This window comes from Niveispirillum sp. FG148 (assembly GCF_057809655.1).
This window is the reverse complement of the sequence record NZ_JBMDKJ010000022.1, coordinates 1-15,669: the sequence shown is the minus strand read 5'-3', so window position 1 is coordinate 15,669 and position 15,669 is coordinate 1. Positions and strand designations below refer to the sequence as shown.

Here is a 15,669-nt window from a genome sequence, read left to right as displayed (position 1 = left end):
TCAAACGCCGGGCCAGGGGCCGTGAAAATTGGCCGCTGGCTTCATTCAAGGTCCCTTGGCCTTCAGCAGCGCCTCCAGGTCTGGCCGGCGGTCGGCCCAGTCCGTGGCGCATTGATAGGCATGGCCCAGCGTCACCAACGCCGCCTCCCGCCAGGGGGTGGACAGGATCTGCAAGGACAGGGGCAACCCGCCCGACGTGGCCCCGCAGGGCACGGCCAGGGCCGGCAGGTTCAGCCAGTTGGCGATGCGCACATAGCGGCTGAAGGGCAGTTTGCCTTCATCCACATCGGCCAGGGCCGGGGCCGGCACGGGCACGGTCGGCGTCAGCAGCGCGTCAAATTCCTGCGCCCAGGCATGGAACCGTGCCTGCTCCCGCGCCTGAATGACAAGAAGTCTGGATATTTCCGTATCCGGAACATCCTGGCCGCCGGACAGGCGACGCAGGACGCCTATATCCATTTCGGCACCGTAACGTTCTATCCGGCCCCGCCAATAGCCCCAGGCGCGCCCCGCCATCAGCAGGCCGGACGGTTCCACGCACGCCGCCGGATCAATGGCCGGCGCCGCCTCCACCAGCTTGGCGCCCAGCGTCTCCAGCTTGGCCAGGGCCGCCAGATAGGCGGCCCCCACCTGCCCGTCCACCCCGTCCAGAAACCGGTCGGGCAGCACGGCCAGGACCATGCCGCGCGGGCTGGCGGACAGGGCCTCCGCCGCGTCGAACCGGGCCTGGCGCGCCAGTTTCGGGGAAGGCCTCACGGGCCCCGCGGCGGGATCGGCCAGAGCGGACAGCATATGGGCCACCCGTTCCACCGTCCGCGCCATGGGTCCGACCGTATCCAGTTCCGGACAGAGCGGCAGGCAGCCTGCCACGGGCACCCGGCCCAGGGTGGGTTTCAGCCCCGTGACATTGTTCAGGGCACCGGGGATGCGGATCGACCCGCCCGTGTCGCTGCCCAGGGCCGCATCGGCCAGCCCCGCCGCCACGGCCACCGCCGACCCGCTGGACGAACCACCGGGCACACGCGCCATGGCCGCATCCCAGGGATTGCGTGGCGTGGCCGTGGCGCGGTTGACACCCCAGGTGCCGAAGGCCAGTTCCACCGTGTGGGTCTTGCCCAGCACCAGCATGCCGCAGGCGGCCAGGGAGGCCACGGCAGCCGCATCGGCCGCGGCGGCCCCGATGACGGGGGTGCGCGCCCCACCGCCCGTGGGCAGGTCGCGCACATCCAGCAGGTCCTTCACCGCCAGGGGCAGGCCGCACAGCGGGTGCGGTCCCGGTGCCGCCCTTTCCATCCGCCAGGCCCGTTCGCGGACCCATTCCGGTTCGACCAGGGCGAAGGCGTGCAGATGCGGATCGAACCGGGCGATCCGGGCCAGCGCGGTTTCGGCGATGGAGGCGAAGTCGGTCATGCAATATCCAGACAGCGGCGACAGGTGTTTCAAAGGCCTTCTATGATAGCTTCATGTGACATCAGGTCCATGGATTTGCCGTCACGCGCATTTGCACCCTTGGTGCTGGCGCCCTCTTCCTGGCATTGTCATTGCATAAACTTTTGGTAGTACCTTCCCCTCTCTGTCGAGATGATCCCCATGCCCGCGTCCCCCCTGTTCCGGCTGTCCGCCCTGATCCCTGCCGTCCTGGCGCTGGGGCTCGCTGTGCCGACGGCCATGGCCACCAGCAGCAAGGACAGGTGCGATGTCTCCATCGACAAGCTGGACCGGATCGAGCCGACGGACGAGTACGACCCCTATGGCGGCAGCGCCATGAGCTATAACGAGATCGAGATCGAGCTGAACAAGGGGGCGGCCTGCGCCCTGCTGGTCGGTATCGATGACGGGCGCAACGGCAACCGCATCATGACCAGTTCCAAGGACCGGCTGGTCTATGACCTGTACAAGGACGGGCGGCTGAGCCAGCGGGTGGGCGATATCGGCGGCAACGAGTCCGCCATGTTCGCCCTGACCCTGACGGACAAGAACGACGAGGCCAGCCTGCAGTTCTTCTCCTATATCGAGCCGGGGCAGCTGGTGGCCAAGGGCACCTATCTGGATCAGGTGACGGTCAATGTCTATGACGTCAGCACGGGCACGCCCGTCGGCCCCATCGCCACGCGCAGCGCGCAGGTGAAGACCAAGGTCCGGTCGGTGGTCAGCGCCAGCGTCATCGTCGATGGCGTGTCCCGTCCGCTCTATGGCAGCGTCGGCACGCTGGACATGGGCGACCTGACGCGGGGTGGGGCGGGACGGTTCGAACTGTCGGTCAGCGGCAACAGCGATTATTCGCTGTCGCTGCAATCGGAAAATGCCGGCAACCTGGTCTCTCCCGGCATCCAGGGTGGCATCGGCTACCGGCTCTATGTCAGCGGCCGGCAGGTATCGCTGTCACGCGGCAGCACGGTCGACCTGGGCGGGGATGGCCGGTACGAGCTGCGGGTGGAAACCGATCCGGCAGGAGAGGCCCTGGCCGGCACCTACAGCGACAACTTGATCTTAACCATTTCGGCGGATTAATGTGGGATATCCCGGCAAAAGGCCGGGATTTGCCATCACGGGGCGGCCAGCCCGCCCGTGAAGCCCAGAACGGGTGGGGATTGCCATGCGCCTGTCATCATTCGCCGTGCTTCTTGCCCTGTCGCTGGCCAGCCTGCCCGGCAGCGCCGCCCTGGCCCAACAGGGCGCCCCGCAAGGATCGATCACCCTGCGCGCAACGGTTCCCGCCACCTGTGCCGTCACCCTGTCCGCCGACAGCGTCACCCTGAACCTGACCGCCGGCGTCACCAACCTGCCCGTGGCCACGGTGGAGGAACGCTGCAACGCCGCCAACGGCTATCGGGTCAGCCTGGCGTCCGGCAATGGCGGCGCCCTGTCATCGGGCAGCGCCAGCATCGCCTACAGCATGCAGTACGGGGACAGCAGCAGCGGCAGCGGGACGCTGGCCGCCGACCGGGCCGCATCGGGCGCGTCGCGCCAGACGGTGCTGTCCGTCTCCGTCCCCGCCGGCACGGCCCGGCAGGCCGGCGACTACCAGGATACGGTGACGATCAGCATCGCCGCGAAGTGACCCGTTGGGAGAAAGACATCCGCATGCAGGCCCGCCCGCGCTTCCACCTGGCCTTTCCCGTCCATGACCTGGCCGCCGCCCGCGCCTTCTATGGCGGGCTGCTGGGCTGTCCGGAGGGGCGAAGCAGCCCGCAATGGGTGGATTTCGACCTGCATGGCCACCAGATCGTGGCGCATCTGTCGCCCGCGGAATGCCGGCCGGGCCACACCAGCCCCGTGGATGGCCACGCCGTGCCCGTCCGCCATTTCGGTCTGATCCTGGACTGGGACGACTGGCAAGCGCTCGCCGACCGGTTCCGTGCCGCCGGTCAGCATTTCATTATCGAACCCGGCATCCGCTTTCAGGGCAAGCCCGGGGAGCAGGCGACGATGTTCCTGCTGGACCCGTCCGGCAATGCCCTGGAATTCAAGGCCTTCCGGGACGAGGCGTCCATCTTCGCCACCTGACGCACGACGCCCGCCCGCGGAGGTGGTACCCCATCCCGGCCCCGTCGGGTCCCCCCATATGGTCTATGTCGCCGGGAGGGGAAGATTTCCGGAGCTTGCGCTTGGCGATGGAAACCACAAACGCTAATCTATGGGTTGACGTCCGGCGCATCGGATGGTCGGACGGCCCGCCCCGACAGGCGGCGGGTCAGGAGGCAAGCATGGCGGCTGGCGATGATGGACGGGGTTTGGGGACGATGATCAGGTTGACGCGCATCGGCGAGGCGCCGATCGAACATGACAAGGCGTCGACGATCGGCGTGGCCCCCGTCAGCGAGGTGGCGCTGTATGGCGACATCGCCCGCGTCATCGACCATATGCAGCGCCGCCTGCACGATGTGATCCGGGTGGAACTGGGCCGCATCGGCGTGGATGATATCAGCCCGATGCAGGCGCTGATGCTGCTGAATATCGGGCATGACGAGCTGACGGTCCGCGACCTGATGGAACGCGGCTACTATCTGGGCTCCAATGCCAGCTATAATCTGAAGCATCTGGTCGAACAGGGTTATGTCGACCGCGGTGCATCGGCCCGTGACCGCCGCGCCGCCCGCCTGCGCCTGTCGGAAAAGGGTGAATGGCTGTGCGCGGAGATCGGCAAGCTGGAATCCCGCCAGTCGGAGCAGTTGCTGCGCAGCCCCGCCGACGCCCAGGATCTGGAAACGACGTACCGCATGCTGCGGCGTCTGGAACGTCTGTGGGGCGATGTCGTCCGCTATGACAGCCGCGGCCAGGATTGATCGATGATGATGACCCCGACTGCCGGGGACCCCACAACCCCGTTGCGCCCCATCCTCCGCGCCCGGTTGACCAGCAGCGATGTGGAGCGGCTGTTGAACCAGCCCGGTGCCCGGGCGCGTATCGAAACCATGACCAAGCTGGTCCTGGAGATGGAGGAAGGCGACCTGACGGCCGCTGAACAGCGGCTGGCGCTGGATGTGCTGCGCGCCTTCGCGACGGATGCGGAGATGGAGGTGCGGGCCGCCGTCGCCTGGCAGATCCATAACAGCCCCGTCCTGACCGGCGACATGGCCGAACGGCTGGCCCGCGACGTGGCGCAGGTGGCCGTGCCCATCCTGAAATATGTGGACGGCCTGCCCGAACAGCTGCTGCTGGAGATTGTGGCCGAACGTGACCCGCAGAAGCAGCTGGCCATCGCGGGCCGGCGCACCGTGTCGGAAGCCGTGTCGGCCGCCCTGGTGGAAACGGGCAATGTCCTGACCGTCGTCCATCTGCTGCGCAATCGCGGTGCCGCCGTGCGCGAGGCGACATTGAAACGCGCGGCGGAGCGGTTCGGCCAGTTCCGCATCGTGGCCGACAGCGTCGCCGCCCGGCCGGAAGTGACGCTGGCCGTGGTCGAACGCATGATCGCGCTGGTGTCGGAGGATGTGCGCCAGCAGTTGATCCGCGACCATAATATCGAACCCGCCCTGGCCAAGCGCCTGGCCGAAGGCGGACGGGAGGCGGCGACCTTGCGCGTGCTGCAACCGCTGCTGCTGTCGCGCGACGACGCGGAAATGGTGGCCAAGCATCTCTACCGCCAGGGCCGCCTGACGCCGCAGGTCCTGTTCCGGGCGCTGTGCGCGGGGGATCTGGAACTGTTCGTGGCCGGCATGGCAGCGCGCGCCAACATCACGCCGCAGGCGGCCGGGATCCTGGCCTGGGATGACGGCATCCTGGGACTGCATTGCCTGATGGATGCGGCCGCCATTCCGGGCGTCCTCACCTCTCCCTTCCGGACCGCACAGCAGGTGGCGCTGGAAACCGACTATGCCGGCGGCAACTGCACGCGCGAACGTTTCCAGCAGGTGGTGCTGGAAACACTCTATGACCGGTTCGCCGACACGGCGGAGCGGGAGGTGGACGAATTGCTGATGCAGATCGCCGACCAGCCCGGCATCGATATCGGTGGCGCCTTCAACCCCATGCGCGCCTGACACGCCCTTACCGTCCAGGCCGGAACCGTCAATCATGAAGCTGATCTGCTATCCGATCCAGGGCGAGGCCCCATTGATGCGCCCGGCGCCTGCCACGCGCACCTGGATGGACGAGACACCGCAGAGCTTCGCCTATCGCTGCCTGCCGCTGAACATCGCCAATGCCCATGGCTGGGAACTGCTCTGCCCGTCGGGTTTCTCCGCCGTCTGGAACGGGGAAACCCACACAAACGCCATCACCATCATCCCCGATCCGGGCACCACGGCCCCGGCGATCAGCCATTTCGGGTCGGGCGTGCTGACCTTCCATGTCCACGCCCTGTTCCGCACCGAACCGGGATGGAGCCTGATGGCGCAGGGACCGGTGAACAGCCCCAAGGACGCCATCGCCCCCCTGTCCGGCGTGATCGAGACGGACTGGGCGCCCTATACCTTCACCATGAACTGGAAATTCACGGGCGCGAACCGGCCCGTGCGATTCGAGAAAAACGAGCCGTTCTGTCATATTTTTCCCGTGCAACGGCGTTTTCTGGAAGGGGTGGAGCCGGAGATCCGCGCCCTGTCGGAGAACCCGGAATTGCAGCAGCGCTACAATGACTGGGCATCGGGACGGCAGCGTTTCAACAGCGACCTGATGCAGCCCGGATCGGCCGCACAGGCGGAGAAATGGCAGAAAAGCTATTATCTGGGCCTCAATCCGGATGGGTCGGCCGGTGATCCGGACCACTTGATCAAGCTGCGCGCCCCCGGTTTCATCGATAGGCGGACGCCGGAATAAGCGCGATACAGCAGGCCTGCACCAACCGGAAGTCGTTGCCGCCTCATCAACCCCATAGTAACCTTCTTTTCTTCCCTGGATTGTGGGGCAATCCCGGGGGAATGGGGGCGGTGGCCAAAGTCTGGCTGCCACACGCTTGGGGTGGGCGAACAGCATGCACAGATACGCATCGACAGGTCCGTCACGCGCCCCTTGCGCCATCGGCAAGACCGATCCCCCACGGCATTCCCCGCGCGGTTGAGCATTCAGCCACGGACGCGCCGCGCCGTCACATTTCAAAAAATCCAATTGGCAGATGCCGTGCACCGCCACGGCCAGCATGAATGGGGCCTTCCGCCATGAGCACGATTACCGGCACCACGGGCGATGACAGCATTACCGGAGCGTTTGGCGACGACACGCTCTATGGCGGTGCCGGCAATGACAATTTGGATGGCGGGAATGGAGCGGATGACCTGCAAGGCGGTCTCGGCGACGACACGTTGAATGGCGGGTCGGGTGATGACACGCTGACCGGCGGCGATGGCAATGACCACTTGGTCGATCTCTATGGATCCAACCTGTTTGAAGGCGGTGCCGGCAACGATACAATTATGGGACAATATATGTCCTCCGCTGGATCTGAATTCCCAAATACCATGCGGGGCGGCGATGGCGATGACAAAATAATTCCGGCCCTTGGCGATTCTGTTCAGGGCGGGGCCGGAAATGACGCCGTCGATATCTGGGCATATGGCGTGAGGGTCGATGCCGGCGACGGCAATGATGTCATCACAGTGATGGCAGGGGCCGCCAGCATTACAGGGGGAAGTGGACAGGATACTTATATCCTGAACCCGTGGACATTCGGTTCGTCTGGGGGAACGCCCAATGTGATTACCGATTTCACCGTCGGTTCGGGTGGCGACATCATCGACCTTACCCCGCTGCTGTCGGTCAGCAGCGGCTACACAGGCGGCAACCCGTTCACTGCCGGCTATGCGCAGTTGGTGCAGAGCGGGGCCGACACACTGGTCATGTTCGATTTCGACGGGACCGGTACCGGCTATACTGCCTCCAGTCTACTGCGGCTGCAAAATGTTACTGCTACCAGCCTGGACCCCACCAATTTCAGCCCCAATTACAATGCAACGGGTGGCACGGGCACGCCCGGCCTGTCGCTGACAGGAACAACGGGCAGTGACAGTCTGACAGGTCGGGCGGGCAATGATACTGTCCTTGGTCTGGATGGCAATGACACCCTGACCGGTGGGTACGCCAATGACAGCCTGGAAGGCGGATCGGGAAGCGACAGCCTCGTGGGCAATGCTGGCAACGACACGCTGGATGGCGGCGATGGCAGCGACATGCTGAACGATTATAGCGGCAACAACCTGCTGCTGGGCGGATCTGGTAATGATTTTCTATCCGGCGACGGCACGCTTCAGGGCGGCGCCGGCGATGACAGCATTAATGCCGGCGCCAGTAACGACACCCTGATCGGTGGCGACGGCGACGACACGCTATTGGGCAATTTCGGGACCGACCTGCTGGAGGGCGGGGCAGGCAACGATCTCCTGGCGGGAGATTATACAATATCGAGTAACACCGCCTTCTCCAACACCCTGCGCGGTGGCGATGGGGATGACCGTCTCTATGCTGCTTCCGGCGATCTGGCGGAAGGCGGCGCTGGTAATGACACGGTTTACGTTCTGGCCAGCGGGGTAACGGTCGATGCCGGTGGGGGCGATGACATCATCGTCCTGTCGGGCGCGCCTGCCACAATCACCGGCGGCAGTGGACAGGACAGCTATACGCTGAATTCGGGGATTGGCAATTATTCCGGGTCCTCCCCGGCACTGGTCATCGACTTCACGGCCGGTTCCGGTGGCGATGTAGTCGACCTGAACGGGGTGTTGGCAGAGGTGGCCGCTTACACGGGCGGTAATCCGTTCACCGCCGGCTATATGCAGCTGACGCAAAGCGGGACCGACACGCTGATCGTCTATGACCGCGACGGGGCCGGCACGGGCTATGCGGCCAAGACTTTGCTGCGCCTGCAGAATGTCACCGCCACCAGCCTGACCGCCGACAATTTCAGTCCTGGGTACAGCCCCACGGGGGGTACGGGCAACGCTGACCTGTCACTGACCGGAACAAGCGGTCCTGACAGTCTGACGGGTGGCGGTGGTCATGACACGCTGCTGGGCCTGGACGGCAACGACACGCTCTATGGCGGTGCCGGCAATGACAGCCTGGATGGCGGGTCTGGGAGTGACAGCCTGCAGGGCGCTCTCGGCAATGACACGCTGAATGGTGGTGCTGGCAATGACGCGCTGACCGACACCAGCGGCACCAACCTGCTGCTGGGCGGATCCGGCGATGATCAGCTAATTGGCGCTGGCACCCTGCAGGGTGATGCCGGCAATGACAGCATCACCGGCAGCACCGGCAATGACACGCTGAGCGGTGGTGATGGCAATGATTCCCTGTACGGCGACGTCGGTATCGACCTGCTGGACGGTGGCGCCGGCAACGACTCGCTTTCCACGGACAATAACTATTTCTATTACGCGGGCAGTGTCAGCACCCTGAGAGGTGGCGATGGGGATGACCTTTTGCGGGCCAGCTACTACAGTTCTGTGGAAGGCGGCGCCGGCAACGACACAATTTATATTCTGGGCGGCGGATCCGGCGGGCTGACAGTCGATGCCGGAGACGGCAACGACATCATTTCCCTGACGGGAGCGACCGTCACAATTACCGGCGGCAGCGGGCAGGACACTTATGTCTTGAGCTCGGGGAATGGTAGTATTTACCCTGCCTCCCCCACTGTGATCACCGACTTTGCCGCTGGCGCCGATGGCGATCGGATCGACCTGACTGGCCTGCTGACGGAAATCACCGCCTACACGGGCGGCAACCCTTTCACCGCCGGCTATCTGCTACTGCAGCAGAGCGGAACTGACACCCTGCTGATCTATGATCGCGACAGTATCGCCACAGGCAGTAACCCCAACACCCTGCTTCGGCTGCAGAATGTAAGCCCCACCGCCCTGACCGCCGCAAATTTCAGCCCGCAATTCGATCCAACGGCCTTCTCGGTCATGGGGACGGCAGGTGACGACAGCCTTACGGGTGGCACGGGCAACGATACGATTCAGGGCTTGGCCGGCAATGACACGCTGACAGACTTCAGCGGCAGCAACCTGCTACAGGGCGGGTCCGGCAATGACTTCATTAATGGCATGGGTGAGCTCCGAGGGGATGTCGGCGACGACAGCATCGCTGGCAGCAATGGCAGCGACACCCTGATCGGTGGGGAAGGCAATGACACGCTGAGCGGCGGGGTCGGCAACGACACGCTGAGCGGCGGGGAGGGCAATGACACGCTGAGCGGTGGGGATGGTAATGACACACTGGGCGGCGGGGATGGTAATGACACGCTGAGCGGCGGGGATGGTAATGACACGCTGAGCGGCGGGGATGGAAACGACTCGCTGAGCGGCGGAGCCGGCAACGACACCTTTGCCTACACCAACGATAGTGCCGTCGGCTCCGACACCATCAGCGATTTCGGCAGCGGTGATGAACTGTATTTTTACAATGGTGGCGGTCCTGTCACGCTCAATCCCTCAATCGGGCTGGGTACTGGCGGCATGGAACTTGGCGACGTGCGCATGCTGGCCGCGTCGGGTGGATCGACAACGCTGTATGTCAATGTCGGCAACACCGCTAACACCATCGCCATCAAGCTCACCGGCAGCTTCACCCCGTCTGACCTGAACGTCACCAATGAAGGGGCAGCAGCTTATATCCGCATCGGCACCGGCATCACGGGCAGTTCGACGACGGGCAACGACACCATCACCGGCACGGTCAGCGCCGACACGATCAGCGGCGGGCTCGGCAATGACACGCTTTATGGCGGCAGCGGCAATGACCGGCTGGATGGGGGCAGCGGCGCCAACCTTCTGTCCGGCGGGGCCGGTGACGATACGCTGGTCGGTGGTGGGACGTCCGACACGCTGCAGGGCGGTGACGGCTATGACATCGTCATCCTGCCCGTCGCCTCGACCGTGGCTATCATCAGTTCCAACATCTGGGGCAAGGATAGCGGCAATTTTGAGGGCCTTTCCATCAATGCGCCCGGCACGTCGGGGTCGCCATCCTATTCTCTCAGCGGGGTCGAGCAGGTCAGCTTCACCGACACGACCCTGTCCATCCTGTCGGGTACGACCGGTGCCGATGCCGTGACGCTGTCCGGCACGGGGCTGAACGTCATCAATCTGGGAGCCGGCAACGACACGCTGACCGGCAGCATCAATGCCGATACCATCGCCGCAGGTCTCGGCGCCGACAGCATCCTGGCCGGAAGTGGCGACGATCTGATCCTGCCCGGCCGGCCGCAGGGCGACGTCATCGATGGTGGTGCCGGCAATGACACGCTGCAGTTCGGTTATCTCAGCGGGACTGGCGTCACGGTCACGGTCGGGTCCGGGACCATCACCGACAGTTCGGGCGGCTCGCTAAGCTTCAGCAATATCGAAGCCATCTCCATCCAGGGCAACTATGCCGGCGCGAACAGCCTGACCGGCGGCAACACGCAGGACAGACTGATCGGCGGCTCGCTGGCCGATCTGCTGATCGGCGGGTCCGGCAACGATACCCTGTTTGGCGACAATGGAAACGACACCATCTCGGGCGGTGCCGGCAATGACATGCTTTTCGGCGGCGACGGCAATGACAGCCTGAGCGCCGGTGACGGCAATGATTTACTGGATGCCGGGAATGGCAACGATACGCTGGATGGGGGCAGCGGCACCGACCTTGTCACCTTCCTCACTGTTGCCTCCACCGGTGCCGCAATCACCAAGAACAGCGATGGCAGCTTCACCATCAGCCATGCCAGCGGCACCGTCCAACTGTCTGGGGTGGAATCCGCCTTCTTCTCGGACACCACCATCGACCTGACGACCTTTGCCATCACCGGCACTACCGGCAACGACACCATCACCGGCACGGTCGGCCCCGACACGATCAGTGGCCTAGCCGGCAACGACACGCTTTATGGCGGCAGCGGTAGTGATCGGCTGGATGGCGGGGTCGGAAACGACGTTGCCCAATACGTTTACAGCAACGGTACATTCCCCACGGGCCTATCGCTTGATTTCTCGAATTTTGTGTCGGGGGGCACATCCACCATTATCGATGGGTTCGCTGGTACCGACACACTGATCAGCATCGAAGCCATCTCCATTTTGGGATCAACAGGGAATGATACGATTACAGGCAGCCCCTTCGATGACACTTTGGCGGGTGGAAGCGGCCAGGACCTCGTGATTGGCGGAGATGGAAACGATGCCATCTATTTGACAAGCAATGGCGATACGATTTCTGGCGGTAATGGCAATGATTATCTTTATGTTGCCGGTAGTGGCACTGTCGATGGAGGCGCCGGCAATGATCTTATCGTTCTTCAGAGCATCCCGTCGGTTCTGATCGGCGGCGCGGGCCAGGACGCCTTCGTTTTTCTGTCGGCATCCAGCGACACCGGCGTCGCGCCCTACCGGATCAGCGATTTTACGGCCGGCGCGGGCGGTGACGTTCTGTATATCAGTGCCGTGCTGGAGATTGCGGACAGTTATGAAGGCGGTGACCCCATCGCCGCCGGCTATCTGCGCCTGTTCCAAAGCGGCACAGATACCTTGTTGCAGGTAGACAGAGATGGCAGCGGCTCTCTATATGATTTTTCAACAAAAATTATACTGGAAAATGTCAATGCCACCAACATGATGGCTACAAATGCCGTTTACATATTGCCACCAGAATCGATACTTCCTGGTCGTAATATATATTCAATTGATACAGCTTCCGGATCGTACGGGCCGGACACCATTACAGCCGGCTCCATCGATGTGATGCTTTATGGGGGTTATGGAGCCGATTCCATCGTTGGATGGTTTGGATCGGAATCTCTCTTTGGCGAAAGTGGGCCAGACACAATTGAAGGCCTTTACGGCTTGGACATTATTCATGGCGGTCCTGGCCGCGATACCGCCGTTTATCGTTTCACCAACGTCAGCACCGGTATCAATTTCACCGTCGTTGCCGCCGATAGCTTTGGCGACAGCGTCCAACCAGACGGCTCGGGCACATCTGACTACCTCTCTTCCATCGAAATCATCTCCGTCGTCGGCGGTTCCGGCAATGACACGATTACGGGCGACGCGCGGCCCAACATTCTGGAGGGTGCCGCCGGTAGAGACACCCTGATCGGCGGCGGCGGCAACGACATGCTGTCCGGCGGGGCCGGTAACGACACCTTTGCCTTCCGCAAGAACATCGCCGTAGGCACCGACACCATCACCGATTTCAGCAGTGGCGACGATCTCTATTTCTACAATGAGACCGGCACCGTCACACTCAATCCGTCCATCGCGTCAGGCACGAGCAGCGGCGGCATGGCCGTCGGTGACGTTCGCATGCTGGCCGCGTCGGGTGGATCGACAACGCTCTATGTCAATGTCGGCGGCACAGCCGGCACCATCGCCATCAATCTGTCCGGCAGCTTCATCCCGTCGAACCTAGACATCACCAATGACGGCACCGGTGCCCATATCCGCATCGGCACCGGCATTACCGGCAGCGCGACGACGGGCAACGACACCATCACCGGCACGGTCAGCGCCGACACGATCAGCGGCGGGCTCGGCAACGACACGCTTTATGGCGGCAGCGGCAATGACCGGCTGGACGGCGGCAGCGGCATCAACCTTCTGTCCGGCGGGGCCGGCGACGATACGCTGGTGGGGGCCGGCAGATCCGATACGCTGCATGGCGGCGAGGGTAACGACCTCGCCATCCTGCCCATCTCCTCCACCGGCGCCAACATCGACCACAGCGAGTGGGACCCCGAAAGCGGCAATATCTACGGCGTCAGCATTTATGCGCTCAACAATACGGGATCGCAGTCCTTTTACCTGAGCGGGGTGGAGCGGGCCGATTTCACCGACAGCAGCCTGCTGATCCTGACAGGTACGGCGGGCGCCGATGTCGTCACCCTGTCCAGCACCGGGTTCAGCGTCGTCAATCTGGGGCTTGGCAATGATACGCTGACCGGCAGCGCCAATGCCGACATGATCGCCGCCGGCCTTGGCGCCGACAGCATCATGGCGGGCGGCGGCAATGACCTGATCCTGCCGGGCCGGCCGCAGGGTGATGTCATTGATGGCGGGGCGGGCGATGATACGCTGGAAATCGGCTATTACACCGGCACCGGCATTTCCGTCTCGGTGGGGGCCGGCACCATCACCGACAGTTCCGGTGGCACGCTGACCTTCAGCAATATCGAATCCATCCGCATCAATGGACTTTACACCGGTCGCAACAGCCTGACCGGTGGCGATACCAATGACAGCCTGCAGGGCGGCAGCATGGCCGATCTGCTCATCGGCGGGTCCGGCAATGATTCACTCTATGGCGACAGCGGAAACGACACCTTGTCGGGTGGAGCCGGCGATGACAGGCTTTTCGGTGGGCTGCAGGGCGATGACAGCCTGATCGGTGGCGACGGCAATGATGTGCTGGTTGCCGGGAATGGCAATCAGACATTGGATGGTGGCAGCGGCACCGATATCGCCAGCTTCGCCGCCACCTACACCGCCACCGGCACCCCGATCGCCAAGAACAGCGATGGCAGCTTCACCATCACCCTGGCCAGCGGGCAGGCCCGGCTGACCGGGGTGGAGTTCGTCGAATTCAGCAATACCACCATCAGCCTGACCACCTTCGCCACCACCGGCACCGCCGGCAATGACACGCTCACCGGCAGCGTCAGCGCCGATACGATCCGCGGGATGGACGGCAATGACCTGCTCTATGGCGGGTCGGGCAATGACAGTCTGGCCGGCGGGGCCGGGCTGGACACTTTGCAGGGCGATGCCGGCAACGACACGCTGGATGGCGGGGCCGATTACGACATTGCCCATTACATCTTCGCCAGCAATACCGGCGCCGTCAGTTTCACCGTGGCCGCAGCCGATAGCAGCGGCAACAGCAGCCAGGCCGATGGCCAGGGCGGCACCGATACCCTGATCGGCATCGAAGAGGTGCAGGTGGTGGGCGGTCAGGCGGCCGACACGCTGGTCGGTGACGCGCGCCGCAACTATCTGGACGGCAATGAGGGGGCGGACACGCTGACCGGCGGGGCCGGCAACGATACCTTCGCCTATGACATCAACAAGAACCATAGCGGCGTCGACCGCATCACCGATTTCAGCAGCGGCGACAATATCGTCTTCTTCCACGCCGAAGGGCAGGATGTGAACCTGTCGACCGCCATCCTGAGCGGCGACAGCACGGTCGGCCTGGTCACGGGCGCCGTCATGGTCGGCGTCGCCACGGGCGGCATCACCAAGCTTTACGTCCACACCAGCGGGTCGGCCGGCATCATCAGCGTCGACCTGTCGGGCACCTATACGGCCGACATGCTGGCCGTGGACAACAGTGCCCAGTCCGCCCAGATCTATATTACCGGCACCGGGTCGGGCAGCAGCGCCACCACCGGTGATGATCTCCTGACCGGCAGCAGCGGGGCCGACACGATCGACGCGCTGGCCGGCAACGACGTTGTGCTGGGCGGGGCGGGTGCCGACAGCCTGTTCGGCAATGCAGGCGACGATACGCTGGCCGGCGGCGCCGGCAATGACACGCTGAATGGCGGGTCGGGCCAGGACAGCGTGCGCTATGATTTCGCCGACCGAAGCAGCGGCATCAGCTTCACCATCGCCGCCCAGGACAGCAGCGGCAACAGCAGCCAGAGCGACGGCGATGGCGGTGCCGACAGCCTGATCGGCATCGAACAGGTGATGGTGTTCGGCGGCAGCGGCGGCGACATCCTGATCGGCAATGCCAGCGGCAATATCCTGGCCGGCCATGAAGGGGCCGACACGCTGACCGGTGGCGGCGGCAACGACATCTTCGCCTTCGACATCGCGAAGAATAACGGCATCGACCGCATCAGTGATCTCGGGTCAGGCGACAGTCTTTATTTCTATCGCGACGATGAAGGCGACGTGAACCTGTCGACCACCATCCTGAGCGGCAACAGCACGGGCAGCCTGACCTCCGGCCAGGTGATGGTCGGCACGGCCAGCGGCGGTGTCACCCGGATCTATGTCCATAACGGCTCCGGCATCACCAGCATCGACCTGTCCGGCAGCTATACGGCCAGCCAGTTCACCATCGACAACAGCAGCACCGCCGGGGTGATCCGGCTGACATCGGCGGAGGGTGCCACCGGCCTGTCGCTGACCGGCACGACGGGGGCGGACAGCCTGACGGGTGGTGCGGGGAACGACACGATCCTGGGACAGGACGGCAATGACACGCTGTCCGGCGGCTTTGGCAATGACAGCCTGGATGGCG

7 protein-coding genes and 1 pseudogene are annotated in these 15,669 nt (G+C 63.9%); 7 read left to right on the top strand and 1 reads right to left on the bottom strand.

The window, feature by feature from the left end:
- Positions 1 to 45 precede the first annotated feature (45 nt).
- Entirely contained in the window at positions 46 to 1,410 is a 1,365-nt protein-coding gene (locus tag ACODTW_RS19975; protein ID WP_488947832.1) for an amidase, read from the bottom strand.
- Positions 1,411 to 1,590: 180 nt separating this feature from the next.
- On the opposite strand from ACODTW_RS19975, the gene ACODTW_RS19970 reads away from it, so the two are divergent.
- The 7 genes and pseudogenes from ACODTW_RS19970 to ACODTW_RS19940 form a co-directional block, all read left to right on the top strand.
- The gene (locus tag ACODTW_RS19970) at positions 1,591 to 2,511 is read left to right on the top strand and encodes a spore coat protein U domain-containing protein (RefSeq protein ID WP_488947831.1); all 921 of its coding nucleotides are present in this window, start codon (positions 1,591 to 1,593) and stop codon (positions 2,509 to 2,511) included.
- Positions 2,512 to 2,596: 85 nt separating this feature from the next.
- Positions 2,597 to 3,061 (top strand): Csu type fimbrial protein, encoded by a 465-nt coding sequence (locus ACODTW_RS19965; RefSeq protein ID WP_488947830.1) that lies wholly within the window; start codon positions 2,597 to 2,599, stop codon positions 3,059 to 3,061.
- A 23-nt stretch (positions 3,062 to 3,084) separates the two neighbouring features.
- Positions 3,085 to 3,507 carry a VOC family protein gene (locus tag ACODTW_RS19960; RefSeq protein WP_488947829.1) on the top strand — a complete coding sequence of 141 codons (423 nt, stop codon included), beginning with the start codon at positions 3,085 to 3,087 and terminating at the stop codon, positions 3,505 to 3,507.
- Between the two features lie 236 nt (positions 3,508 to 3,743).
- Positions 3,744 to 4,286 (top strand): MarR family transcriptional regulator, encoded by a 543-nt coding sequence (locus ACODTW_RS19955; RefSeq protein WP_488947828.1) that lies wholly within the window; start codon positions 3,744 to 3,746, stop codon positions 4,284 to 4,286.
- 3 nt (positions 4,287 to 4,289) lie between these two features.
- Positions 4,290 to 5,483, top strand: a complete 1,194-nt coding sequence (locus ACODTW_RS19950) for a DUF2336 domain-containing protein (RefSeq protein ID WP_488947827.1) — start codon at positions 4,290 to 4,292, stop codon at positions 5,481 to 5,483.
- A gap of 34 nt (positions 5,484 to 5,517) precedes the next feature.
- Entirely contained in the window at positions 5,518 to 6,261 is a 744-nt protein-coding gene (locus tag ACODTW_RS19945; protein WP_488947826.1) for a DUF6065 family protein, read from the top strand.
- A 338-nt stretch (positions 6,262 to 6,599) separates the two neighbouring features.
- Positions 6,600 to 15,669 (top strand): annotated as a pseudogene (locus ACODTW_RS19940) (hypothetical protein); the annotation flags it as partial.